The following is a 26,198-nucleotide window of genomic DNA, read 5'->3' as shown; positions in this document are numbered from 1 at the left end:
GTACAGCACGGAACCTGGGCCTCGGAGAAGGCCGCCGTTTCCGTGTTAAGAACCTATGGGGATTGCCGGGGCATGCGCAAACTATTTTTTCGACGAGTTTGAATCAGTCACCTTCCTCGTCTCCTCCAACATCTTGACCTGCGCAGATGGCCAGAACATCGGTGCCGAAGCGGTTCAGCTTGCGGACTCCGACTCCAGGGATCCTGGCCAGCTCGCCCTCGTCGTCGGGCACAGTCTCGGCGATCGCCATCAGCGTCTTGTCGGTGAAGACGCAGAACGCGGGCTGCCCACTGCGCTGCGCCTGCACCGCCCGCCACTCCCGCAACCGCTCGTAGAGGCCCTCGTCCATGTCGGAGGGACAGTCCTCGCAGCGCATCAGTTTCATCTCGCCCGCGTCGGTCAGGGTGCGACCGCAGACCCGGCAGCGGGCAGGAGTCCGGACCGACCGCCGTACGACGGTGCCACCGCTGCTTCCGATGCCGCGCTCGATGCCTCCGGGGCCACCGCTGCTGCTCCGGCCCGCGGTCATGACGGAGCCGGGGCGCAGCCCGTCCAGGAAGCGGCTGGGCCGGCGGTTGGGTCTGCCACCGGGTGAGCGGGACAGCGCCCAGGAGACACCGAGGTGCTCCCTCGCGCGGGTGACGCCGACGTAGAGGAGGCGGCGTTCCTCCTCGATCTGCTCGTCCGTCTTTGCGTAGGTGATCGGCATCATGCCCTCGGCGACGGCGACCAGGAAGACGACGTCCCACTCCAGTCCCTTGGCGGAGTGCAGGGAGGCGAGGGTGACGCCCTGGACGGTCGGCGCGTGCTGGGCGCTCGCGCGCTCGTCGAGCTCGGCCACCAGGTCGCCGAGGGTGGCGCCCTGCTTGGCCGCGGCGAAGTCGTGGGCCAGGTGGACGAGGGCGGCCAGCGATTCCCAGCGCTCTCTGACCGCGCCGGAGCCGGCGGGGGGCTGGTTGGTCCACCCTTCGCCCGACAGCACGGCGCGGACCTGTGAGGGCAGGTCGATGACGTCGTCGAGGAGGGAGTCGTTGCCTCCGAAGCGGGCCGCGGCGCGCAGTGCGGCGCCCGCCTTGCGCACTTCGGGGCGGTCGAAGAACCGCTCGGCGCCGCGCAGCTGGTAGGGCACCCCGGCGTCGGCGAGGGCCTGTTCGTACAGCTCGGACTGGGAGTTCGTACGGAAGAGGATCGCGATCTCGCCCGCGGGGACGCCGGAGGCGATGAGGTCGCGGATGCGGCGGGCGGCGCCCTCGGCCTCGGCGGGCTCGTCCGTGTACTCGGCGTAGACGGGTTCGGGGCCCGGGGACCGCTGGGAGATCAGCTCCAGGCGATGCTCGGCGGCCCGGCCGCGGGCCTGGGCGAGCAGGCCGTTGGCGAGGTGGACGACCTGGGGAGAGGAGCGGTAGTCGCGTACGAGCTTGACGACGGTGGCCCCGGGATGGCGGGTGCGGAAGTCGAGCAGGTGGTCGGGAGTTGCACCGGTGAACGAATAGATCGTCTGGCTGGCGTCGCCGACGACACAGAGGCTGTCGCGCTCGCCGAGCCACAGGTCCAGCAGACGCTGTTGCAGGGGGCTGACGTCCTGGTACTCGTCGACCACGAAGTGCTGGTACTGGGAGCGGACCTGCTCCGCGATGTCGTGGCGGTCCTGAAGGATGGCGACCGTCAGCAGCAGGACGTCCTCGAAGTCGATGACCGCGCGGTCACGCTTGAGGTCTTCGTACGCTCCGTAGAGCTGGGCGATTTCGGCTGGGTTGCGCGGGGCATCACGACCGGCCTTCGCGGCGGCGGCCGCGTAGTCGGCGGGGATGGTCTGAGTGACCTTGGACCATTCGATCTCGGCGGTTACGTCCCGCAGTTCGCCGCGGTCGAGGCGGATCCGGCAGGCGGCCGCCGCGTCGGCGACGAGCTGGATCTTGCGGTCGACGAGCCGGGGCAGGCTGCCGCCGACCGCTTTCGGCCAGAAGTACTGGAGCTGGCGCAGTGCGGCCGAGTGGAAAGTGCGGGCCTGGACACCGCCGGCGCCGAGCTGGCGGAGGCGACCGCGCATCTCGCCCGCGGCACGGTTGGTGAACGTGACGGCCAGCACGGTGGAGGGCTGCAGTATCCCGGCGCGCACGCCATAGGCGATGCGGTGGGTGATCGCCCGAGTCTTGCCCGTGCCGGCACCCGCCAGCACGCACACCGGTCCGTGCAGGGCGGTGGCGACCTCGCGCTGCTCGGGGTCGAGCCCGTCGAGCACCGCGTCGGCCGTGTCCGGAACCTGCGGGAAGAGGGTGGAGTGCGTTGCTGCTGTCACCCCGCCATGCTGCCAGGTCGCTGGGGACGGATGAGTCGGTTGTCCACAGGGAGGCACCCGCAGTCGTACTAATGCGGCAGGCGTGGCGTCCCGCCGGGGTACCCCCCGCGGGAATGGCGACCCGGTCACGTACGTTCCACTGAGGCGACCACGCACCCCGACGCCGTTAAGGAGCGCAATCGACATGCCGGGCACTGTGACGATGTACAGCACCACGTGGTGCGGCTACTGCCGGCGGCTGAAGAGCCAGATGGACCGCGAGGGCATCACGTACAACGAGATCAACATCGAGCAGGACCCGCAGTCAGCGGCCTTCGTGGAGAAGGCGAACGGCGGAAACCAGACGGTTCCCACCGTTCTCTTCCCGGACGGTTCGACGCTGACGAATCCTTCGCTGGCGCAGGTCAAGCAGAAGATCGGCGCCTAGCCGACGGATCCGGCCGACCGCAACGTCGGCCGTCCGGTCGGCGTCAGGCGGCCGACCCTCGCGTCGGCAGGGGCTTGCCGTACCAGAGCTCGATCAGTCGGGCCGCAATCGAGATCCCGTAGGGAGGCAGCACCTCCCCGGACTCGAAGGCGGCCCGCAGGTCTTCGCGGGAGAACCAGCGGGCCTCTTCGATCTCTTCACCGTCGACGTTGATCTCGGACGACTGGGCGCGGGCCATGAAGCCCAGCATCAGGCTGGAGGGGAACGGCCAGGGCTGGCTGGCGATGTACTCCACCGCTCCGACCGTGATGCCGGCCTCCTCGAAGACCTCGCGGCGCACCGACTGCTCGATGGACTCGCCGGGCTCGACGAAGCCGGCCAGTGTGGAGAAGCGGCCCTCGGGCCAGTGCACCTGGCGGCCGAGCAGGATGCGGTCCTCGTCGTCCGTGACGGCCATGATCACGGCCGGGTCGGTGCGCGGATAGTGCTCGGCGCCGCAGGCGGGGCAGCGGCGGATGTGGCCGGCCGCCGCGATGACGGTGCGTTCGCCGCAGCGCGAGCAGAAGCGGTGCAGCCGCTGCCAGTTCTCCAGGGCGACCGCGTGCACCATGAGGCCCGCGTCGCGGGGTGAGAGCAGAAGTCCCGCCTCGCGCAGGCCCGCCGGACGGGCCGACTGGTCGATGCGGCCGGGGAGCGCGTCCTTCTGGAGTGCGAAATAGCTCACACCGTCGTCGTCGGTGCCCAGGAAGTAGCGGTGTGCCTCGGTGAGCGGGGCCTCGAAGGAGGGGGTCATCACCAGTTCGGTGGTGCCGTCCGCCGTCTCGTCGATCAGGACCTGGCCGCCGGAGACCACGAAGGCGCGGGTGGTGGGGTGGCTCCATGCCGCGGCGAGCCAGGCCTCGTCGAGCCGGTGATGGGCGGCCCGGTCGATGCCGCTCGGGGCGGTGAGCGAGATGGGACGGTCGGCGGTGTGGTCGGTCCAGGTGGTCACGGGTGCTTCCAACTCCCCCGGTGTGACGGTTATTTCGGCGGGCGGTTCAGCAGGGCGGGTGTGGCGGGGGCTGTTCAGGGCGTTGATCGCCTTCTTCGTGGATGCCGTCTGGATGCCTTCTTCAGTGTGCCTCGCGCCAGTTCTCGGCCAGATCGCCCCACAGGTAGGCGGTGGTTTCGACGCCCTTCAGGAGGAGATCCAGTTCGACCTTCTCGTTGGGGGCGTGCCAGCCGTCGGACGGAACGGAGATGCCCAGGAACAGCACGGGGGCATCGAGGACTTCCTGGAGGTCGGCCGCGGGTCCCGAGCCACCCGAGCGGGTGAAGCGGATGGGCTGCTCGAAAGCGCGGCCCATGGCGCGTGCGACGGACTGCAGGGCCGGATGGTCCAGGGGCGTGAGGCACGGGCGCGTGGCCGGGGCGAACGTGATCTCGTGCTGGATCCCCGCGGGCAACTGCTCGACGACCCAGGCGCGTACGGCCTTCTCGACGTGGTCCGGGTCCTGGCCGGCGACCAGCCTGAAGGAGAGCTTCACCATGGCCGAGGTCGGGATGATCGTCTTGCTGCCGGGGCCTTGGTAGCCGCCCCCGATGCCGTTGACCTCGGCGGTCGGGCGGGCCCAGACGCGCTCCAGGGTGGTGTGTCCGGCCTCTCCGTGAGCGGCCGTCGACCTTGCCGTGCGCAGCCACTCGGCCTCGTCGAAGGGCAGCTCGGCAAAGAGTTCGCGCTCCCGTTCGGTGAGTTCGATGATGCCTTCGTAGAAGCCGGGCACGGCCACGCGCGCGTGATCGTCGTGCAGGGCCGCGACGAGCCGGGCGACCGCGGTGGCCGGATTGGGCACGGCTCCGCCGAAGGCCCCGGAGTGGATGTCCTGGTCCGGCCCGTACAGCTCGATCTCGCACTCGGCGAGGCCGCGCATTCCGGTGCACACCGTGGGGGTGTCCTCGGACCACATGCCGGTGTCGGAGACGATCACGGCGTCGGCGGCGAGCCGGTCCGCGTGCGCTTCGACGAGGTGACGGAAGTACGGGGAGCCGGATTCCTCCTCGCCCTCGATGAGGAGCTTGAGGTGTACGGCGGGAGCGGTGCGCCCGGTGGCGGCGAGGTGGGCGCGGACGCCGAGTGTGTGGAAGAACACCTGGCCCTTGTCGTCGGCCGCCCCGCGCGCGTGGAGGCGGTTTCCGCGGATCACCGGCTCGAAGGGCTCGGTGTCCCAGCCGTCCTCGCGGGCGGCGGGCTGCACGTCGTGGTGTCCGTAGACGAGGACTGTGGGGGCTTCGGGGTCCTCGGAGGGCCACTCGGCGAAGACGGCCGGTGCGCCTGCCGTGGCCCAGACCTCGGTGGTCGGGAAGCCGGTCTCCTGAAGCTTGGCGGCAAGCCAGTCGGCGCTGCGCCGTACGTCCGCCGCGTGGTCGGGCTGGGCCGACACCGAGGGGATGCGCAGCCATTCCGCGAGGTCGTCGAGGAAGGCGGCGCGGTGGTCCTGGATGTACGCGCGGACGGTGCTGACGGCGTTGTCAACGGGCTTGCTCATGCCCACGAGCCTATCCGCCCACAGAGGCGTGTTCGTCCGGCGGTTCACCAAATGCCTCTTCCTGTGGGCCCTCCATGAGCAGCCGCTCCAGTGCGGCCCGGTCCGGAAGGTCGTCGGGTCGGACGACCTCGCCGCTACGGACGTACAGGAACGCTGCCTTGACCGACTCCAGGGGCACGCCCTGCTGCTCGGCCCAGGCGAGGCGGTAGATCGCGAGCTGGAGCGGGTCCGCGGTGCGGCTGCGGCTGGTCTTCCAGTCGACGATCTCGTACGTCGTACCGTCGCCCTGCCGGTGTCCCGCGTCCTCGACGGTCTCCCTGTAGACCGCGTCGATGCGGCCGCGCACGACGCGGCCGGCGATGGCGAGCTGGAAGGGGGCCTCGACGCGGTAGGGAGTGCGGTGCGCGTACGGCGTGCGTTCGAAGGAGTCCTTGAGGGCCTCCAGGTCACGCTCGTCGGCGATCTCGGCCTCGCTGCCGGGCAGCTCCTCCGGATCGAGCATGGGCAGCCGAAGCTCTTCGAAGCGGGACTCCACCCATGCGTGGAAGCGGGTGCCGCGGCGCGCGGCGGGCTGCGGAGGGCGTGGCATGGGGCGTGCCAGCTCCTGTGCGAAGCCGTCCGGGTCGGCGGTCAGGCGCAGCACCTGCGACGCGGTGAGCGACGACGGAAGGGGTACGTCCGTGACACCGGCGCGGGCGCGCAGGAGCTCTCCGGTGAGCGCGTCCAGGTCGCGGTCCCAGGAGGCGAGCGTGCGGGATTCCTCGGGGGTGAGGCGCATCGGGTCCTCGGGGTGAGGGCGGGCCTCGGGGGCCGGTGCCTGGTGCGAGACCGTCGGGCGGTCCGCGGTCCAGGAGTCCCAGTCGGAGCCGTCGTCCGCGGGGAGGTCCGGTGGTTCTTCGTCCTCCGGCGGGGGCGGCCACTCGGGGTCCTCGTAGGAGGACGAGTCGTGGGCGGACCCTGGGTGGGCCTCCTCGTGGGACGCGACCCGCTCCAGGTGGGCGAGTACGGTCTCGGCGGCCGCGCGGCGGCGGGCGAGGGCCGCGTCGTCGAGCGGGAGCGGCCACGCGTGGTCGGCGGACGCTTCACGGAGGGCGGGGTTCTCGTCGTCCTCGGCCGGCTCGTCCGCCCATGCCTCGATCTCTCCGTGTCCGGCCGCACAGTGGTCGTGCAGGGCGTGCAGGAAGTCCGAGGGCCCGCGCGGCTTCTTCTGAGAGGGCCCCCACCAGTGGCCGGAGCCGATCAGGAGGGAGCGGGGGCGGGTGAAGGTGACGTAGCCGAGACGGAGTTCCTCGGTGTGCTGGTGGTCCTTCATGGCCTCGTGGAAGGCCTTGATGCCCCTGGTGTCCCAGGCGCCGATGTCGGGCAGTGTGTCGGCGTCCCCGCGCAGTTCGTGCGGCAGGACCTTGCCCTGGGCGGTCCATTTCTCGCGGCCCTGGGTGCTGGGGAAGGTGCCGGTGACGAGGCCGGGGACCGCGACGACGTCCCATTCCAGGCCCTTGGACTTGTGCGCGGTGAGCACCTTGACGGTGTTCTCACCGCCCGGCAGGGCGTTGTCGAGACCCTTCTCGTACTGCGCGGCGGTGCGCAGGAAGCCGAGGAAGGCCAGCAGGGTCGCCTCACCGTCGCCCGCGGCGAAGGAGGCGGCGACGTCCAGGAAGTTCGACAGCGTCTCGCGTCGGCGGGCGGCCAGCGCGTGCGGGGAGGCGGAGAGTTCGACCTCCAGGCCGGTCACGGCGAGCACCCGGTGCAGGACGTCCATCAGCGGGTCGGCGAGCGAGCGGCGCAGGTCGCGTAGTTCGGCGGCGAGCCGCGCGAAACGCACCCTGGCGTCAGGGGAGAAGGGCAGTCCGTCGTCGTCCCCCTGGGCCTCGATGGGCATCTCCAGGAACGTGTCGAGCGCGTCCGCGAGCGATATCACCTCGGCCGGGTCGACCCCCTCGACGGCCGCGGCGAGCCGACGGTCCGGGTCGTCGTCGGCGCCCACGCGCGCGTGGGTCACGAGAAAACGGGCGCGCCTCCCCAGGAGGGCCAGGTCGCGCGGGCCGATGCGCCAGCGCGGGCCGGTGAGCAGGCGGACGAGCGAGGCGTTGGCACCCGGGTCCTGGAGGACCTCGCAGACGGCGACGAGATCGGCTACCTCGGGGAGGTGCAGCAGCCCGGAGAGGCCCACCACCTCGACGGGGATGTCGCGGGCGACGAGCGCGCTCTGGATCTCGGCGAAGTCGGTCGCCGTACGGCACAGCACGGCGATCTCGCCGGGTTCCTTTCCGGTGCGTACGAGATGGGCGATGGAGTCGGCGAGCCAGTCGATCTCCTCGGCGTGGGTGCGCAGCAGCGCGCAGCGGACCAGGCCGTCGCGCTCGGCTCCGGGGGCGGGTCGGAGGGCCTCCACGCCCGCATGCATGGCGCGCAGGGGCTCCGCAAGGCCGTTGGCTAGTTCCAGGAGGCGGCCACCGCTGCGGCGGTTCTCGCTGAGGGCCTGGCGGGTCGCGGGGCGGCCGTCGGGGTGCGCGAAGTGTTCGGGGAAGTCGTCGAGGTTGGCGACGGAGGCGCCGCGCCAGCCGTAGATCGCCTGGCAGGGGTCGCCGACCGCGGTCACCGGGTGGCCCGTGCCGCCGCCGAAGAGACCGGCGAGCAGGACGCGTTGGGCGACCGATGTGTCCTGGTACTCGTCCAGCAGGACCACGCGGAACTCGTCGCGCAGGATGGTTCCGACCTCGGGGCGGGTGCGGGCCAGGGTGGCCGACAGGGCGATCTGGTCGCCGAAGTCGAGGAGGTCGCGCTCGCGTTTGGCCGCGCGGTAGCGGCCGACCAGCTCGGCGAGTTCACGCCGGGCCGCTGCCGCTTCGGGGATCTTGCGGAGGTCGGCGTTGGTGAGTTTGGCGCCTTCCAGGGACCGCAGCAGTTCGGCGTCGTACGCGCGCAGGTCCTCGGGGCGTACGAGGTGTTCGGCGAGCTCGGAGTCGAGCGTGAGGAGGTCGCCGACGAGGTCCGGGAAGGAGCGGGTGAGCGCCGGGTACAGGCCCGGTGCTTCGCGCAGGACGCGTGCGGCGAGCTGGTAGCGGGTGGCGTCGGCGAGCAGGCGGGATGTCGGTTCGAGCCCGATGCGCAGGCCGTGGTCGGTCAGCAGGCGGCCCGCGAAGGCGTGGTAGGTGGAGATGACGGGCTCGCCGGGCGGGTTGTCGGGGTCGATCACGTCCGGGTCGGTGACGCCTGCCTTGATGAGCGCCTTGCGGACGCGCTCGGCCAGTTCGCCGGCCGCCTTGTTGGTGAAGGTCAGGCCGAGAACCTGCTCGGGGGCGACCTGCCCGGTGCCGACCAGCCACACCACGCGTGCCGCCATCACCGTGGTCTTGCCGGAACCGGCTCCGGCCACGATCACCTGCGGGGCGGGCGGTGCGGTGATGCAGGCCGTCTGCTCCGGGGTGAACGGGATGCCGAGGAGCTCTTTGAGCTGCTCGGGGTCGGTGATACGGGCTGGCACGTCAGAGAGGCTAGCGGCGCGCACTGACACCAGGGGCCACATCGGCCTTGGGGCCGAAGGATGTGCTGGTCAGCACGGGTGGTGCGATGCGTCACGCACGTCGCACCACTCGCCGCGCCGACGTCACTCAGCGCGCCGACGCCACTTGACGCACCGGCGCCACTCGACCGCACGCGCGTGACTCGACCGCGCCCCCGTCACTCGACCACGTGCCGCCCCTCGGGCCGCGCGCTGCACGACGCCCGGAACGCGCAGTGCGTGCAGTGCTGCCCGGTCGTCGGCGAGAACCGCTCGTCGAGGACCTTGCCCGCGGCGGTGGCGAGCAGGTCGCCGACCCACTCGCCCTCCAGCGGCTCCTGCGCCTGCACCTTGGGGAGTGTCTCGCCGCCGTTCTTCTTGGCGGCGCCCTGGCGCAGCTGGACGAGTTCGGCGCCGCCCGGTTCGGGCCGGACACCGTCGAAGGCGTCATCGGCGGCGCCCTCGCTGATGGCGAGCTGGTAGACGGCGAGCTGTGGGTGGTGTGCCACCTCGGCGGCGGTCGGCGCCTGCTTGCCTGTCTTGAAGTCGACCACGTAGGCGCGGCCTTCGGCGTCCGCCTCGACGCGGTCCATGGAGCCGCGGATGCGTACTTCGTAGTCACCCGCTTCGAGGGTCACGTCGAAGTCGTGCTCACTGGCCACCGGCGTACGCCCGGTGCGGTCCGTCACATGCCACTTCAGGAAGCGTTCGAGCGCCACGCGCGCGTGCTCCTTCTCCTGCGCGGACTTCCAGGGCGCGTCGAAGGCGAGCGCGTTCCACACGGAGTCGAGGCGCTCCATGAGGACGGCCAGGTCCGCCGGGGTGCGTCCGGAGGCGACCTCGTCGGCGAGGACGTGCACCACGTTGCCGAAGCCCTGGGCGGCGGTCGCGGGCGCGTCGGCCTTCACCTCGCGCCCCAGGAACCACTGCAGGGCGCAGGTGTTGGCGAGCTGGTCGAGGGCGCTCCCGGAGAGCACGACGGGCTGATCGCGGTTGCGCAGCGGGATCTTGCTCTCGGTCGGCTCGTACAGGCCCCACCAGCGGTAGGGGTGCGCGGACGGCACCAGCGGGCGGCCGTCCTCGTCGCCGAGTGCGGCGAGTTTGGCCAGACGGCGGGCCGCGGCCTCCCTGAGGGTGTCCGAGACGCGCAGATCGACGGTCGTGGCGCGCAGTTCGGCGACCAGCGCGGCGACGGACAGCGGGCGACGCGGGCGGCCGGTGACGTCCTTGGGCTCGACGCCGAGTTCGGTGAGGAAACGGGAGGGCTGATCACCGTCGTCGGCGGGGGCCTTCACGGCGGTGACGACGAGGCGTTCACGCGCGCGCGTGGCGGCCACGTAGAACAAACGGCGTTCTTCGGAGAGGAGCGCTCCGGGCGTGAGGGGTTCGGCGAGGCCGTCGTGTCCGATGCGGTCGGCCTCCAGCAGGGAGCCGCGGCGGCGCAAGTCGGGCCACAGGCCCTCCTGGACGCCCGCGACGACGACGAGGCGCCACTCCAGGCCCTTGGAGCGGTGCGCGGTCATCAGACGCACGGCGTCGGGGCGTACGACCCTGCGGGTGAGCGTGTCGGCGGCGATGTCCTGGGCCTCGATCTCCTCCAGGAAGTTGAGGGCGCCGCGGCCGCCGGTGCGCTCCTCGGCGCGCGTCGCGGTCGCGAACAACGCGCACACTGCGTCGAGGTCGCGATCCGCGTTCCGCCCGGCCGCGCCGCCACGCCTGGCGGCCCGCTCCAGACGCTGCGGCCACGGTGTGCCCTCCCACAGGTCCCAGAGGGCCTCCTCGGCCGCCCCGCCACCCGCGAGGCGCTCCCGCGCCTTCCGCAGCAGCGCACCCAGGCGCTGGGCGCCTCGGGCGTACGCCGGGTCGTGCGCGACCAGCCGTTCCGGCTCGGCCAGCGCGCGGGCGAGCAGCTCGTCGGACGGCGGTGGCACGTGGTTGCCGGCGGCGCGCTCCTCCTCCCGCAGCGCGCGGCCCAGGCGCCGCAGGTCGGCGGCGTCCATGCTCGCGAGAGGCGAGGCGAGCAGAGTGAGGGCGGTCTCGGTGTCGAGCCAGGGGGTCTCCGGTTCCGGCTCAGCCGATCCTTCGAGCCCTTCCGGCCCTTCCAGCTCCTCCAGCTCCTCCAGCTCCTCCAGCTCCTCCAGCTCTTCCGGCTCTTCCGGCTCTTCCGGCTCTTCCGGCTCTTCCGGCTCTTCTGGCTCTTCTGGCTCTTCCGGCTCTTCCGGCTCCTCCGGCTCTTGGGAATCGGCGCTTTTCGCCTCTTCCGCAGGTGCGTCTTCTCGGGCGGGTACGTCCCCTGCGGCGTCCTCGGCGGATACGTCCACGCCGGAATCCGCGTCCGCACCCAGCTCCGCCCGCGCCACCGCCCGCAACGCGGTCAGCAGTGGCGCCACCGCCGGCTCGTGCCGCAGCGGCAGATCGTCGCCGTCGATGTCGAGCGGCACCCCGGCCGCGGTGAGCGCACGGCGGATCGTCGGAATCGTGCGGGAGCCGGCGCGTACCAGGACGGCCATCTCGCTCCAGGGGACGCCGTCCTCCAGGTGGGCGCGGCGCAGGATGTCGGCGATGTTGTCCAGTTCCGTGCCGGACGTCGGATACGTGTAGACCTCGGTCCGGCCCCCGTCGCGTACCGGGGACAACTCGCGGTGGGCCCGGACCTTCTCCGCCGGAAGGCGGGTCAGCGGCATGCGCTGGGTGAGCAGACGGGTGGCGGCCAGCAGGGCGGCGCCCGAGCGGCGGGACGTCCGGAGGACCTCGACCGGCGCCGGGTGGCCGCCCGCGCGCGGGAAGGCGTCGGGGAAGTCCAGGATGCCGTTCACATCGGCGCCCCGGAAGGTGTAGATCGACTGGTCGGGGTCACCGAAGGCGACGAGGGTGCGGCCACCGCCCGCGAGGGCCCTCAGCAGTCGTACCTGCGCCGGGTCGGTGTCCTGGTACTCGTCCACATAGACGGCGTCGTACTGCGCGGCCAGGCGTTCGGCGACAGTGGGGCGGCCTGCGAGCAGCACCGCGCGGTGGACCAGTTCGGCGTAGTCGAGGACTCCTTGCATGTCGAGAACGTCGAGGTACTCGGCGAGGAAGGCCGCCGCCGCGCCCCAGTCCGGGCGACCGCTGCGTGAGGCGAAGGCGTCCAGGGCCTCGGGACTCAGACCCAACTCTCGGCTGCGGGCGAGAACCGCGCGGACCTCGTCGGCGAAGCCTCGTGTGGTCAGACAGGCGCGCAGCTCGTCCGGCCAGCGCACATGCGCCAGACCGAGGCGCTCCAGGTCGGGCTGGCCCGCGAGGAGCTCGCGCACCGCCACGTCCTGTTCGGGACCCGACAGCAGCCGCAGGGGTTCCACGAACAGGTCGCTGTCCTGGTGGGCGCGGACCAGGGCGTAGCAGAAGGAGTGGAAGGTGGTCGCCTGAGGGGCGCGGGCGGCCCCTATGCGCAGCGCCATGCGGTCGCGCAGCTCGACGGCCGCCTTCCTGCTGAACGTGAGCACCAGGACGCGCTCCGGATCGCCGCCGCGTGCGATCCGGGCGGCCACGGACTCGACCAGCGTGGTGGTCTTGCCGGTGCCCGGACCTGCGAGAACGAGCAGTGGGCCGCCCTTGTGGTCAACCACCGAGCGCTGTCCTGCGTCCAGACGAGGGGGATCCACTCGGACCGGCGGGGTACGCACCAGTCGGTACGCGCCGCGGGTCCCCTGTCGCACCTGGGGGTGCGACAGGCGCCTGGTGGAGGAAGAGGAGCTCACGTGGTTCGCCGGTCCTGGTGGTCGTGCTGGTTGGAGGACTGCCGCGCGTTCAGTGCGGTGGCCGCGGGGTGAGAGGGAAGCGCGTCGTCGACGCTACGCCGGTGAGCGCGGTGGAAGGAGGGCTTCCCCTTCTTCCCGGGGGCCTCGTGCGTCCCCCGGTCCTCGAACGTACGGCATGTCACGGATGTGCCTCGCTTCCCCCGTACGGGCCACAGGTTCCCCCTCCGCCCGTCCGATACCGGAAGCTGTCAGGTGTGACTCTCCGCGCGTTCGCCGCCGTCCCATCGCGCCCGTCTCATGTCGACGCGCGGCAGATGCCCCCCGGAGGCTCTGCTCGCCTCCTTCAAGGGGGTGCCCTCGGTGCGGTAATGGGCCAGTGCCTCGAGTTCGTGGCCCGGGAGAAGCACGCCGTCCGCGCGTATGACACGCCACCACGGAACCGCTCCTCCGTAGAGGGCCATCACGCGGCCCACCTGGCGCGGCCCGCTCTCCTCCAGCCACTCCGCGACGTCCCCGTACGTCATGACGCGCCCGGGCGGGATCAGCTCGGCGACCTCAAGGACCCGCTCCGCGTACTCCGGCAGGTCGTCCGCCGGAAGGCTCTCCTCGCTCATCCGACCCATCCTGCCCCACCCCACCGACAACGTGACGGGGTGACCACCGCGGGTAGCCCTCGCACCACGGCGGCGCGTGGGGCAGACTGTGCGCCCCCGCATTTGCACCCTGATGCCCCCGTGTGTCGGTGGGGCATGCCACCATCGTGCGGGCGGTGACCGGTGATACGAGATCAAGAAGAGTCGATGAGGCAGCAGGGCGTGCACCCCGAAAACGCGGAGAGCACCTCCGCGGCCTCGTCGCGCCCGGACACCGTCGGGACCGACGAGAAGGACACCGGCGAGGAGACGGCGGAGCCCACCTCCACGGCCGGTGAAGAGCCCACGACCACGACGGACGACGAGCGCACCCCTAAGACGTACGAAAACGAGAAACTGCAGGTCGAGCGGGGAACCGACTGCCCGGACGAGGTCCACAACGACGAGGTCGAGGGCGACGAACCGCTGCTCCCCGCGCGCGTGCACCGCCCGTCCGACCTGATGCGCCTCCTGGTCGGGATCCTCGCGATCGCCGTGCTGCTCGCCATCGCCGCGTTCGCGCACGGCACCACATCGGGGCTCGAACAGGACATCAACAAGGGCACAGGCCAGGCACCCGATCTGCTGATCAAGATCGCGGGTCTGGCGTCGAGTATCGCGATCCTCCTCGTGCCGGTCGCTTTCGCGATCGAGCGGCTGATCAAACGGGACGGGCTGCGCATCGCCGACGGCGTCCTCGCCGCGGTCCTCGCACACGGAGTGACACTCGCCACCGACCTGTGGGTCGCGCAGGCCGCCCCGAACTCGATCCAGGAAGCACTCACCCAGCCATCACCGGGCGACATCCACGCGCTCACCGACCCGGTGCACGGCTATCTCGCTCCGGTCATCGCGTACATGACGGCCGTCGGCATGTCCCGCAGACCGCGCTGGCGCGCGGTGCTGTGGGTGGTGCTGCTCCTCGACGCGTTCTCGATGCTGGTCACCGGCTATACGACGCCGTTCTCGATCATCCTGACCGTGCTGATCGGCTGGACCGTCGCGTACGGGACGCTGTACGCGGTCGGCTCGCCGAACGTGCGCCCCACCGGGCGGACCCTGATGGCGGGCCTGCGGCACGTCGGCTTCCACCCGGTGACGGCGGCCCGTGAGGAGGCGCCGGAGGCCACGGAGAGCGGCGACCGGGGCAGACGCTATTTCGTCACCCTGGAGGACGGCCCACCGCTGGATGTCACGGTGGTCGACCGTGAGCAGCAGGCGCAGGGCTTCTTCTACCGCGCGTGGCGTCGCCTCACGCTGCGCGGCATCACCACACGCCGGAGCCTCCAGTCACTGCGCCAGGCCCTTGAGCAGGAAGCGCTGCTCGCGTACGCGGCCATCGCGGCCGGGGCCAACGCGCCCAAGCTGATCGCGACCTCGGAACTGGGTCCGGACGCCGTGATGCTCGTCTACGAGCACACCGGTGGCCACACCCTCGACTCGCTGCCCGACGAGCTCATCACCGACGATCTCCTGCGCGACACCTGGCATCAGGTGCAGGCCCTGCAGTCCCGGCGCATCGCGCACCGCAGGCTCGCCGGTGACGCGATTCTGGTGGATCGTTCCGGCACGGTGATCCTCACCGATCTGCGCGGCGGCGAGATCGCCGCCGGCGACCTGTTGCTGCGCATGGACATCGCCCAGCTGGTCACCACGCTGGGGCTTCGCGTGGGCGCCGAACGCGCGGTGGCCTCGGCGGTCGGGGTACTCGGCCCGGACACGGTCGCCGACTGTCTGCCGATGCTCCAGCCCATCGCGCTGACGCGCGCCACGCGCGCGACGTTGCGAAAGCTCGCCCGGGAGCGCGCACAGCGCGAGCGCGAGGCGGTCCTGGAGGCTTCCCGGCAGGACCGGCTCGCCCGCGCCGAGGAGGCCAAGGAAGACACCACTCCCGTACTGGAAAAGCCCGCCAAGAAGTCCGTACGCGCGGAGCAGCGGGCCGAGAAGCGGGCGATCGACGAGGCGCTGGACGAGGCGCGCGAGGAGGATCTGCTCACCCAGATCCGCCACCAGGTGCTGCTGATCAGGCCACAGGCACCGGTCGAACCGGTCCGCCTGGAGCGCGTCAGGCCGCGCACGCTGCTCAGTTTCATCGCCGGCGCGATCGGCGCGTACTTCCTGCTGACGCAGCTCACCCACATCGAATTCGGCACCCTCTTCGACGACGCAGAGTGGGGCTGGGTCGCCGCGGCGGTGCTGTTCTCGGCGCTGAGCTACTTCGCGGCGGCGATGAGCCTGCTCGGCTTCGTGCCCGAGCGGGTGCCGTTCCTGCGCACCGTGGCGGCGCAGGTGGCGGGCTCGTTCGTGAAGATCGTGGCACCCGCCGCGGTCGGCGGTGTGGCCCTGAACACGCGCTTCCTGCAGCGCTCCGGGGTGCGGCCGGGGCTCGCGGTGGCCAGCGTCGGCGCCTCGCAGCTGTTCGGCCTCGGCTGCCACATCCTGATGCTGCTCTCCTTCGGCTACCTGACCGGCACCGAGAAGACACCTTCCCTGTCGCCGTCCCGCACGGTCATCGCGGGTCTGCTCACCGTCGCCGTACTGGTCCTCGTGGTGACGTCGGTGCCGTTCCTGCGCAAATTCGTCTCCACGCGCGTGAGGTCGCTGTTCGCGGGCGTCGTGCCGCGCATGCTCGACGTGCTCCAGCGGCCGCAGAAGCTGATCACCGGTATCGGCGGCATGCTGCTCCTCACCGCCTGCTTCGTGATGTGCCTGGACGCGTCGATCCGTGCGTTCGGCCATGAGGAGACCCACACCCTCAGCCTCGCCAGCGTCGCCGTCGTCTTCCTCGCCGGCAACGCGCTCGGCTCGGCGGCGCCGACCCCCGGCGGCGTCGGCGCGGTCGAGGCGACCCTCACGGTCGGCCTGATCGCCGTAGGCCTCCCGAAGGAGGTCGCGGCGCCCGCCGTGCTCCTGTACCGGCTGCTGACACTGTGGATTCCGGTGCTCCCGGGGTGGCTGTTCTTCAACCATCTGACGCGCAAGGGCGCGCTCTAGCCCGGGCACGCGGGGCCCTCTCGCACAGCGGCACGGCGCACCGTAGGGGCCATCTCGTACGCGACACAGCGCGTCCTCACCCACACGGCTCGTGCCCCGAGCGTCCCGCCCCGCACGACCGCAGGATGGGGACATGCCGAACCCTCCCCTGCTGCGCGCCGCTGCCTTGACCGTCGCCGCCGTCCTGTTGTCCTCCTTGATGACGGGCTGCAGCGATGACTCCAAGGACGAGGATCTGACGGCCCAGAAGCTGAGCTGGAAGGATTGCCCGGCACCGTCCGAGTCCGAGGGCGGCGGGGATTCTCCCTCGCCTCTGCCGGGCGGTACGAAGTGGCAGTGCGCCACCTTGAAAGCCCCCCTCGACTGGGCCGATCCCAAGGGCGACACGATCGGGCTCGCGCTGATCCGGGCCACGACGAGCGGCGACCAGAGCAAGCGCATCGGCTCGCTCGTCTTCAACTTCGGGGGTCCCGGCGGCTCCGGCGTCACCACGTTGCCCGCCTTCGGCGAGGACTACGCGAAACTGCGCACCCGCTACGACCTGGTGAGCTTCGACCCGCGCGGGGTCGGCCGCAGCGCCGGCGTGGAATGCGAGAGCGACGACCAGCTCGACGAGTACTTCCAGCAGGACGCCACCCCGGACGACGGCGCCGAGCAGAAGGAACTGCTGGACAACACCAAGGCGTTCAACGCGGCCTGTGAGAAGAACTCCGGCAAGACCCTCCCGCACCTGCGGACCACCGACGCGGCCCGCGACATGGACCTGATGCGTCAGGTCCTCGGCGACGACAAGCTGCACTACTTCGGCATCTCGTACGGCACCGAACTCGGCGGCGTCTACGCACACTTGTTCCCCAAGAACGTGGGACGTGCCGTCTTCGACGCGGTCGTCGACCCGACGCAGACCTCGGAACAGGGCTCTCTCGGGCAGGCCGAGGGCTTCCAGCTCGCGCTCGACAACTTCGCCGACGACTGCACCTCGAAGACCGAGGACTGCCCCATCGGCGACACCGCGCAGGACGTCAAGGACCGCATCGCGAAGCTGCTCGCCGACCTCGACAGCAAGCCGATCCCCGGCGTCTTCCCGCGGCAGCTCACCCAGACCGCCGCGACCAACGGCATCGCGCAGGCCCTGTACTCGAAGGACTTCTGGGAGTACCTGACGGAGGGACTTGAACAGGCGTACGCAGGCGACGGCAAGGTGCTGATGCTGCTGTCGGACTCGATGAACGGGCGCAACCAGAACGGGCAGTACAGCAACATCACCGCGGCGAACATCTCCATCAACTGCGCGGACGACAAGCCGCGTTACACCTCCGACTATGTGGAATCGAAGCTTCCGGAGTTCCGGACCGCCTCGCCCTTGTTCGGCGACTATCTGGCCTGGGGCATGGTCAGCTGCACCGACTGGCCGGTGGCGGGTGCCGCCGACCACCCCGACGTGAGCGCTTCCGGCGCGGCGCCCATCCTCGTGGTCGGCAACACCGGCGACCCGGCGACGCCGTACGAGGGAGCGAAGAAGATGGTGGACGCGCTGGGCAAGGGAGTCGGTGTCGAGCTGACGTACAAGGGCCAGGGGCACGGCTCGTACGACAGCGGGAACAAGTGCGTGCAGGACGCGGTGAACGGCTATCTGCTGGAGGGGACCGTCCCACCGGCCGGAACCGTCTGCTCCTAGAAAGCCGCAGGTCAAACGGTTATCCACAGGCCGCGACGGTCGGGGCCCGTGGGCGCCTAATATTGCCTGCATGTGATCCGCGACTTCCGGCGGATCATGGCGAGGGGGGAAGCTCATGACGCGATTCGCACGGTGGACGGCCGCGACCGCCGCCGCGTTGCTGGTGGCCGGCTGCGGCGGAGGCTCGTCCGGCGACGACGAGAACGAGGGAAAGAACAGCGACAGCCCGTCGGCCGCCGCTCCTTCTTCCGCCACGCCGTCGGGGCTGCCCGCCTCACTCACCGCACAGAAGCTCGACTGGGGCCGCTGCAAGGCCACTTCGGACTCTCCCGCGCCGGACAGCGACTGGCAGTGCGCGACGCTCAAGGTGCCGCTGGACTACGCGAAACCCGACGGCGAGACGATCGGCCTCGCTCTGATCCGCTCGAAGGCGAGCGGGGACCAGAGCGACCGCATCGGCTCGCTCCTGTTCAACTTCGGTGGCCCCGGCGGGTCGGGCGTCTCCACGATGCCTTCGTACGAGAGTGTCGTCGGCCAGCTCCACGAGCGGTACGACCTGGTGAGCTGGGACCCGCGCGGGGTCGCCGCCAGTGAAGGCGTGCGGTGCCGCAGTGACAAGGAGATCCAGGCGGCCGAGTCGGTGGACGCCACACCGGACGACGCGGCTGAGGAGACGGCGTACTTCGAGGACGCCGCCGACTTCGGGAAGGGCTGCGAGAAGGCCGCGGGCAAGCTGCTGTCGCACGTCTCGACGACCGACACGGCCCGCGACATGGACCTGATGCGCCAGGTCCTCGGCGACCAGAAGATGCACTACTTCGGCATCTCGTACGGCACCGAACTCGGCGGTGTGTACGCACACCTGTTCCCGAAGAACGTGGGACGCCTGGTGCTGGACGCCGTCGTCGACCCGAGCGCCGACACGGTGGGCCACGCCAAGAACCAGACCCTGGGCTTCCAACGCGCCCTGGACAACTACCTCACGTCCACGGGCCAGGACCCCAAGCAGGGTTCCCAGAAGATCGCGGACCTGCTGGACCGGATCGACGCGAATCCGTTGCCGACCTCTTCCGGACGCGAGCTCACGCAGTCGCTGGCGCTCACCGGGATCGTCCTGCCGCTCTACAGCGAGCAGGGCTGGCCGACGTTGACCAGCGCTCTGAACGCGGCCGAGGACGGGGACGGTTCGGAGCTGCTGGCCCTCGCCGACGGCTACAACGACCGTGACTCCTCAGGGAACTACGGCACGACGACCCATTCGCAACGGGTCATATCGTGCTTGGACGACAAGCAGCGGCCGACTCCCGAGGAGACGAAGAAGCGGCTGACCGAGTTCGAGAAGATCTCGCCCGTCTTCGGCGACTTCCTGGGCTGGGACACGGCCGGCTGGTGCCACGACTGGCCGGTGGCCGGTCAGTACGACAACCCGGAGGTCAGCGCGCCAGGAGCCGACCCCGTCCTGGTCGTCGGCAACACCGGGGACCCGGCGACGCCGTACGAGGGCGCCCGCAAGATGGCCGACGAACTGGGCAAGGGCGTCGGAGTGGAGCTCACCTGGAAGGGCGAGGGCCATGGCGCGTACGGGAGTGGGAGCGACTGCGTCGACTCCACGGTGAACGGCTATCTGCTGAACGGGACGGTACCGAAGGACGGCAAGGTCTGTTCATGACGATGGCGGGGGTTCCGGGCACCCTCGGTGCCCGGAACCCCCGCCATCGGAAGAGCAACTGCTCAGTGCATCGGCCGATGCACCGGCCAGTACGTCGGCCGGTACATCGGTCAGTACACCGGCCGGTACATCGGTCAGTACACCGGCTTGTCCGGCTCGATCTGGTGGACCCAGCCGATCACGCCGCCGCCGACGTGCACCGCGTCCGCGAAGCCCGCGGACTTCAGGACCGCGAGGACTTCCGCACTGCGGACACCCGTCTTGCAGTGCAGGACGATCTTCTTGTCCTGCGGGAGGGTCTCCAGGGCGGTGCCCATGAGGAACTCGTTCTTCGGGATCAGCTTGGCACCGGGGATCGAGACGATCTCGTACTCGTTGATCTCGCGGACGTCGATGATCTCGATGTTCTCGCCGTCGTCGATCCACTCCTTGAGCTGCTTGGGAGTGATCGTCGAGCCGGCGGCCGCCTCCTGTGCCTCCTCGGACACGACGCCGCAGAAGGCCTCGTAGTCGATGAGCTCGGTGACGGTCGGGTTCTCACCGCAGACCGCGCAGTTCGGGTCCTTGCGGACCTTGACCTGGCGGTATTGCATCTCCAGGGCGTCGTAGATCATCAGGCGGCCGAGCAGCGGCTCACCGATGCCCGCGAGGAGCTTGATCGCCTCGTTGACCTGGATGGAGCCGATGGACGCGCACAGCACACCCAGGACGCCGCCCTCGGCGCAGGAGGGAACCATGCCGGGCGGCGGGGGCTCCGGGTAGAGGCAGCGGTAGCAGGGGCCATGCTCGGCCCAGAAGACAGAGGCCTGGCCGTCGAAGCGGTAGATCGAACCCCACACGTACGGCTTGTTGAGGAGCACGGCCGCGTCGTTGACCAGGTAGCGGGTCGCGAAGTTGTCCGTGCCGTCGACGATCAGGTCGTAGTCGCGGAAGATGTCCATCACGTTCTCGGCTTCGAGCCGCTCTTCGTGAAGGATCACGTTCACGTACGGGTTGATGCCGAGGACGGAGTCGCGGGCCGACTCGGCCTTGGAGCGGCCGATGTCCGCCTGGCTGTGGATGATCTGACGCTGCAGGTTCGACTCGTCGACCTCGTCGAACTCCACGATGCCGAGGGTGCCCACGCCTGCGGCGGCCAGGTACATCAGCGCCGGCGATCCGAGGCCGCCGGCGCCCACACAGAGCACCTTGGCGTTCTTCAGCCGCTTCTGCCCGTCCATGCCCACATCGGGGATGATCAGGTGGCGGGAGTACCTGCGAACCTCGTCTACGGTGAGCTCAGATGCGGGCTCGACCAGGGGTGGCAGCGACACGGGGACTCCGTTGGTCGGTCAATCACTACAGTTGTTCTCCCCGTAACACTGCCACGCCCTTCTTCATTCCGAGACACCCGTTCCGATCCGCGAGACGATCTCGTCCCAGTAGCCGGGCATGGTCTCCCAGGGGTCGGCGCGGCCGCCACGGTCCGTGCGGTCGGTGAAGTAGATCGTCGAGGCACCCTGCCAGCGGGCGATGCGCAGCGCCTCGTCGAGATGGCCGCGCGGTACGCCGTGCACGAAGTGGCAGAAGCGCTCGGTCGGATAGTCGGCGGTCCACTCGGCGACCTGCGACCATCGGTAGTCGCTCCAGGGGCCGGAGAAGGTCACCAACTGGTCGGCGTTCTCGGCATATCCGGGGTACGGGTGGCTGCCGTGGCCCAGCACGATGTGCGCGCCGTCGAGGAGCGCACGGAGTGTGGTGACCGTGCGGCGGACCTCGGGGAGCGCGGCGCGCTCGGTGGGGCAGCGGTCCAGGAGGAATCCGTCACACCGGTACCAGTCGAGATACCGCTGCGCGTCGGAGAGCAGCTCACCGAAGGTGCGTGCGCCGTACGTGACGTCCAGGTGTCCGAGGACGCGCACGCCGGAGTTGCGCAGTCGCCCGGCCGCCTCCAGGCAGTGCGGGTCGGGACGGCTGCCGGGACCGTTGTCCACGTTCAGGACGACCCAGTGCAAGGGGGTGCCGGGGCGGGTGAGTTCGCCCCACTCCACCGGAGCGACGAGGGGGTGTGCATAGCCGGGGATGCCGAAGCCGAGGCCTAAGTCCGTGCTCGCGGTGCCCGTTGCGGTGCTGGTCAGATACGGCATGCCGCCTCCATCCAGATGTCGGCGAGGGATTCCTCGAGGTTGATCCGGGGCCGCCAGCCGAGCCGGTCGCGTGCGGTGCGCACGTCGGCCTGCTGCCAGCTGCCGCAGCCGTCCGGATAGGGGTACGCGACCGGGGCCGCGTGGTCTGGTTCGGTTCGCGGGTGGCCGATGGATGGCCTGACTGGGCTGAGAGGTCCGTCGAGTTCGTGCAGCGCGCCGCCGTAGCCGGCGACGCGGGCGAGGACGGCGGCGGCGTCACGGAGCCGCACGGCTCGGCCCGAGCCGATGTTGATGACTCCCTGGGCGGCGGAGAGCGAGGCGGCATGGACGGCGCGGGCGACATCGCGTACGTCGATGAAGTCGCGTTGGACGCCGAGTCCGCCGAGCTTGAGTTCGCCGTCGCCGGACTGCATCGCGCGGCGCAGGGCCTCGGCGAGGCGGCCGAGCGGGGATCCGGCCGGGGTGCCAGGCCCCGCCGGTGAGAACACCCGGAGCACGACGGCGTCCAGGCCGGACCCGAGGACGAGTTCGGTGGCGGCGAGCTTGCTCACGCCGTAGGGGCCACCCGGGCGGGGCACCGCGTCCTCGGCCGTGGAGGAGCCGGGCTGGCTGGGGCCGTACTCGGCGCCGCAGCCGACCTGCACGAGTCGTGCCCCACAGCCGCTGCGACGGAGGGCCTCGCAGACGGTGGCGACGGCGACGGTGTTGTGCCGGGTGAGTTCGCGGGCGCCGCCCCGGGTGGCGCCGGCGCAGTTGACGACGACTCCGGGGTGCACGGCGTCCAGGAAGCGGGTGAGCGCGCCCGGGCTGCCCGACGCGAGGTCGAACCGTACGTCGGCGTCGTCGCCACGGCCGAGCGCGGTGAGCTGCACGGCCGGGTCGGCGAGCAGCCTGTCGGCGACGAAGCGGCCGAGGTATCCGTTGGCTCCGATCAGCAGGACCCTCATCGGGCGGCTCCCGGGGCGGATTCTCCGGTTCGGGAGGTGATCATCTGGCGTTCTCCTTCGAGGTGGTGCCGTGGGTCGGGGAGAGGGCCCGCGGTGTCGGCCCCGCGGGAGCGATGTGCCCGGGACGGGGGACGACCCCAGGCCGCCGGGCGCGGCTCAGGGAGGTGGCGGACACCATGAGCCAGGTTTCGGGTCGCGGCGCACGGCATCGATTGCGGTGGGCCGGGGCTCCGGCAGGACGCTCGCCGCCCTGCCGGCGGCTCATGCCGCCCCACAAGGCAGGGCATGGGCCGAGGCCCGGGTCAGCATGCGGGTGGAGTGGATCAGGAGGACGAGGGTGGCCGCGCCGCACACCAAGGCGGGGACGGCGCCCGGTCCCCAGGCGCCGACGACGGTCTCGACTGGCGCGGACAGGAACGCGCAGCCAGGGAGGCGGCCCGCGAAGACCGTGGCCAGGGAGGTCGCCTCGGCCGCCCCCGCGGTGGCGAGGACGACGGCCGGGGCGTGGTTGAAGCCGCGTGCCGCGAGCATCCGGGCGAGCAGGAGCAGCGCGCCGAGGGCACCTGCTCCGGCGTACGCGCTGGGCTCTCCGAGCACCGCCCCGCACAGCGCGAGCAGCCCGCCGAGGGCGCACAGGTAGAGCCCGAACATCCCGAGGAGCAGGGGCTGTACGGAGGCGGCGAACTCCTCAAGACCGCGGCTGGCGGTCAGCCTGCGACGGGCGCGTACGACGAAGAGGTGGGCGCACCAGGCCGCCGGGGCGCAGGCCAGGGCGAGGGCGAGGACCGGTGCGGTGGCCAGGGGCCAGGGGCCGTCCGGGCCGCCATCGACACCGGCGCTCAGCAGTCCGTCGCCGAGGAGGGCGTACGCGATCAGCCAGCACGTCCACGCGCGCGTGGCGCCCGTCGTGTAGTGAGTGACGCTCAGGGGGCCGCGGCGGAGGGCGACGCGCAGGCCGAGCGCCACGGCGAGGGCGCCGACCGTGGCGACGGCCAGGCGCGGCTGCCCTTCGGTGAGCCGCAGCCCGATCACGGTCGCCGCGCACAGGGCGCCCGGCAGCAGGGCGAGCGCCGCCCAATCGGGGCGCACGCCTGGGCGTCCAGGGGGCGCGGGACGCGGCGCGGGCTCCCCGTCACGGGACACGCGCGCGTACATCTCCTCGGCGAGCGCGAACACGTCCCGATGCCGGAACCGCGCGGCGGTCCGGTCGGTCACCCCGTGCGCCTCAAGGCCCGCCGCGATCTCCAGCGGGTCCACGGCCCTCTCACAAAGGTCACGGTGTCGGTGCATCAGGGCTTTCACCGGGTCCGCGGCGCCGCGTCGGCTGCTGGATCTGCGCGGGGCGCCACCCAGACCATCGCGCGCCCCGCCAGGCGCCTCAGGGGCCCCCTCAACAGGCTCACTCGCCGCACCAGTACCCTCGCGCACTCCCCCTACACCCGCGCGTGCGCCGTCCGCACCCTCGCGCAATGCCTCACCGGAACCGAACCCGAACCCGAATCCGGACCCAGTCCCAGACTCGAACCCGTCGGTCGCCTCCGCCTCCGCCGCCGACTCCCCCTCGTCCCCGTCGACCCGTTCATCCCCGTCAACCCGTACGTCCATTTCGCCAACCCCCGTCACAAGCCACTCCTCCGACCGCGCGTCCCAGGCACCGGGGCTGCTCGGGCGCCCCGGCCGGTCCAGTTCTCCGAGTTCGTTCATCACGCGCCCTCCCCGGCGGGGACGGGAACCGTCGCGCGCACCGGTGAGCCCGCCGCCCAGTGCGGGCGGCCCGTGGGCATCAGGCGGGCCTCGGTCCAGCGGCCGGGCACGTGCGCCTCCGCGGGGACGCCGAAGGGGAGCGGCTCACCCGCCTCGTCGACGAGCACGCGTCGTTCCGGGGAGTGCGAGACGATCTCCAGGTAAATGCCGTGAAATGCTGCGATGTTCTGTTCGACGGTGAAGAGTTCGAGGGCGCGTGCGCGGGCGGCCGCTCCGAGGCGCTCACGGCGCTCGGGGGCGCGCAGCAGCGCCACGCACGCCTCGGCGAGAGCCCGCGGATTGCGCGGCGGCACCACGAGCCCCGTACCGCCGATGACCTCGACGACCGCGCCCACGTCCGTGGACACCGTGGCGCGACCGCAGAACATGGCCTCAACGAGGCTGATCGGAAAGCCTTCCACCACACTGGACAGGACGATCACGGCCCCGGAGGCGTAGGCCTCCGGGAGGCCCGGGACCTCCGGGCCGCCGATCTCCTCGAAGGACACCGGGTTGTCGCCGACCGCGTGCACGCCCTCCGCCTCGTCGGGGAAGAGCTGCGCGGCCAGGGCCTTGCAGTGGGCCAGGTAGGTCGCACCGGCCGGTCCGTCGGCGGGTGCTCCGACGATCCGCAGCCGAGTCTTCGGCTCCTCCTTGCGGATCTCCGCGAAGGAGTGCAGCAGGGAGATCAGGTCCTTGGCGGGTTCGATGCGGCCGACCCACACCAGGGTGTCCGGGTCCGCGCACCCCGAGGCCTCCGCGCCCTCCCCCACCTCCGCGAAGCGGGAGGCCTCCATGCCGGGGTAGACGGTGCGCAGTTTGGCGCGGTCGGCGCCGCACCGCTCCTGCCAGCGGCGGGCGTGCGTGTTGCCGGGCGTGATGAGAGCGGCCGCGCGGTACACCTCGCTGGTGAGCCTGCCGTGGAACGCGGCGAGCAGCGCCCGTGCCGCGGGGGCGTCCCCGACGGAGGCGGACGCGAGGTAGTGCGCCCGTAGCGGCACGCCGTACTCGGTGACGAGCAGGGGCACTCCGGAGAAGTGCCGTGCGAGGAGGCCGGGAAGGGCCGCCGTACCGCCGGCCGTCGCGTGGCACAGGTCGACCGAGTCGAGCCCGTCGCCCTCGTACCAGTCGAGGGACAGGGGGCGCAGCGCCCGCTCGAAGTGGGCGGCGACCGCCAGCAGATCGGGCACACGAGCGGCGCGCGCCGTACGGAGTGCGCCGGGCGCACGACACGCACGCTCCAGCGCGCGCACGGCGCCCTCGGAGCGAAGCGCCCCGATCAGTCCACCCTCGTCGCGAGCGAGTTCCGCGAGCTCGTAGAGGGCGCTGCCGAAACGGTCCGCCTCGACTCCGCCGGAAACGCCCACAGCACCAACGCCCGCGCCGCCGGAAGACGCCGAGCCGCGAACAGCCCCCGCGTCACCGGACGACCCCGCGTCGACGGCCGCCGCTCCCGAGCCCGGCCCCTCACACACCGCCGCGGCCAACTCCCCGTACGCCTCCGCGAACCGCCGCCGCGCCCGCCGCCCGTACACCACGCCGTCGTCCTCAGCCATCCAGAGCGGCGCCGTCCGCACCCGGCTGACCTGCGGCGGCAGCTGGATCCAGCCCTCGTCCTCCTGGCGCTCGCTGCGGCTGAGCGCGTAGATGTCGAACTCGTGCTGCCCGAGCCCGCGTACGAGCCGGTCGCACCAGAGCCTGGCGTCACCGCTCACATACGGATAGCCACCCTCCGTAAGCAGTCCGATGCGCACGAGTGCACCCCCGATCTCCCTTGTGGGGAGCCGCCGTTGACCCGGCGGCTCGCAGCGGGACGAACGTATGCGGACATGGCGGTGGTGCGACGGACGGTTGTCCATCGCACCACCAAAAGGGGTGAACGGTCGTAACTTTCCCGCGCAGACCGCGTTCGATCGCGC

Annotated in this window: 15 protein-coding genes; 4 read left to right on the top strand and 11 right to left on the bottom strand. The window is 71.2% G+C overall.

Features of this window, described 5'->3' with window-relative positions:
* Nucleotides 1–103: 103 nt before the first annotated feature.
* Nucleotides 104–2,299 (bottom strand): ATP-dependent DNA helicase UvrD2, encoded by a 2,196-nt coding sequence (locus OG219_RS31805; protein ID WP_266832298.1) that lies wholly within the window; start codon nucleotides 2,297–2,299, stop codon nucleotides 104–106.
* 184 nt (nucleotides 2,300–2,483) lie between these two features.
* Between OG219_RS31805 and OG219_RS31800 the strand changes: the two genes are divergently transcribed.
* Entirely contained in the window at nucleotides 2,484–2,726 is a 243-nt protein-coding gene (locus OG219_RS31800) for a mycoredoxin (protein WP_266454614.1), read from the top strand.
* A 43-nt stretch (nucleotides 2,727–2,769) separates the two neighbouring features.
* Here OG219_RS31800 and nudC read toward each other — a convergent pair whose 3' ends face one another.
* From nudC to OG219_RS31775, 5 genes are all read right to left on the bottom strand, one after another.
* Nucleotides 2,770–3,717: an NAD(+) diphosphatase gene (nudC, locus tag OG219_RS31795; protein WP_266832295.1), complete on the bottom strand. Its 948-nt coding sequence runs from the start codon at nucleotides 3,715–3,717 to the stop codon at nucleotides 2,770–2,772.
* A 121-nt stretch (nucleotides 3,718–3,838) separates the two neighbouring features.
* Complete coding sequence (locus tag OG219_RS31790; RefSeq protein WP_266832293.1) at nucleotides 3,839–5,251, bottom strand: dipeptidase; 1,413 nt, start codon at nucleotides 5,249–5,251, stop codon at nucleotides 3,839–3,841.
* A gap of 10 nt (nucleotides 5,252–5,261) precedes the next feature.
* Entirely contained in the window at nucleotides 5,262–8,735 is a 3,474-nt protein-coding gene (locus tag OG219_RS31785; protein ID WP_266832291.1) for an ATP-dependent DNA helicase, read from the bottom strand.
* Between the two features lie 197 nt (nucleotides 8,736–8,932).
* The gene (locus OG219_RS31780) at nucleotides 8,933–12,490 is read right to left on the bottom strand and encodes an ATP-dependent DNA helicase (protein WP_266832289.1); all 3,558 of its coding nucleotides are present in this window, start codon (nucleotides 12,488–12,490) and stop codon (nucleotides 8,933–8,935) included.
* A 248-nt stretch (nucleotides 12,491–12,738) separates the two neighbouring features.
* Nucleotides 12,739–13,104, bottom strand: a complete 366-nt coding sequence (locus OG219_RS31775; protein WP_323183311.1) for an MGMT family protein — start codon at nucleotides 13,102–13,104, stop codon at nucleotides 12,739–12,741.
* A gap of 186 nt (nucleotides 13,105–13,290) precedes the next feature.
* Here OG219_RS31775 and OG219_RS31770 point away from each other — a divergent pair, with 186 nt between their 5' ends.
* The 3 genes from OG219_RS31770 (at nucleotide 13,291) to OG219_RS31760 (ending at nucleotide 19,463) form a co-directional block, all read left to right on the top strand.
* Nucleotides 13,291–16,116 carry a lysylphosphatidylglycerol synthase domain-containing protein gene (locus OG219_RS31770; protein WP_266832285.1) on the top strand — a complete coding sequence of 942 codons (2,826 nt, stop codon included), beginning with the start codon at nucleotides 13,291–13,293 and terminating at the stop codon, nucleotides 16,114–16,116.
* 133 nt (nucleotides 16,117–16,249) lie between these two features.
* A complete protein-coding gene (locus OG219_RS31765) occupies nucleotides 16,250–17,794 on the top strand; it encodes an alpha/beta hydrolase (RefSeq protein ID WP_266832283.1) in 1,545 nt (514 codons plus the stop codon).
* 115 nt (nucleotides 17,795–17,909) lie between these two features.
* Nucleotides 17,910–19,463, top strand: a complete 1,554-nt coding sequence (locus tag OG219_RS31760; RefSeq protein WP_266832281.1) for an alpha/beta hydrolase — start codon at nucleotides 17,910–17,912, stop codon at nucleotides 19,461–19,463.
* 134 nt (nucleotides 19,464–19,597) lie between these two features.
* Here OG219_RS31760 and moeZ read toward each other — a convergent pair whose 3' ends face one another.
* From moeZ to OG219_RS31735, 5 genes are all read right to left on the bottom strand, one after another.
* On the bottom strand, nucleotides 19,598–20,776 hold the full coding sequence (gene moeZ / locus OG219_RS31755; RefSeq protein WP_266832279.1) for an adenylyltransferase/sulfurtransferase MoeZ: 1,179 nt from the start codon (nucleotides 20,774–20,776) through the stop codon (nucleotides 19,598–19,600).
* A 63-nt stretch (nucleotides 20,777–20,839) separates the two neighbouring features.
* Nucleotides 20,840–21,589, bottom strand: coding sequence for a spherulation-specific family 4 protein (locus OG219_RS31750; RefSeq protein WP_266832277.1), 750 nt, complete (start codon nucleotides 21,587–21,589; stop codon nucleotides 20,840–20,842).
* Nucleotides 21,577–22,536 carry an NAD(P)-dependent oxidoreductase gene (locus OG219_RS31745; protein WP_266832275.1) on the bottom strand — a complete coding sequence of 320 codons (960 nt, stop codon included), beginning with the start codon at nucleotides 22,534–22,536 and terminating at the stop codon, nucleotides 21,577–21,579. Before OG219_RS31745 ends, OG219_RS31750 begins: the two co-directional genes overlap by 13 nt.
* Before the next feature lie 261 nt (nucleotides 22,537–22,797).
* Nucleotides 22,798–24,240: a hypothetical protein gene (locus OG219_RS31740; RefSeq protein ID WP_266832273.1), complete on the bottom strand. Its 1,443-nt coding sequence runs from the start codon at nucleotides 24,238–24,240 to the stop codon at nucleotides 22,798–22,800.
* Nucleotides 24,240–26,033, bottom strand: coding sequence for a DUF3492 domain-containing protein (locus OG219_RS31735; protein ID WP_266832271.1), 1,794 nt, complete (start codon nucleotides 26,031–26,033; stop codon nucleotides 24,240–24,242). The genes OG219_RS31740 and OG219_RS31735 overlap by 1 nt, the downstream gene beginning before the upstream one ends.
* Between the last annotated feature and the right edge of the window lie 165 nt (nucleotides 26,034–26,198).

This window comes from Streptomyces sp. NBC_00038 (assembly GCF_026343635.1).
Classification (GTDB): Bacteria; Actinomycetota; Actinomycetes; order Streptomycetales; family Streptomycetaceae; genus Streptomyces.
The sequence above is the reverse complement of the archived record's forward strand: the minus strand, read 5'-3'. Positions and strand labels throughout refer to the sequence as shown.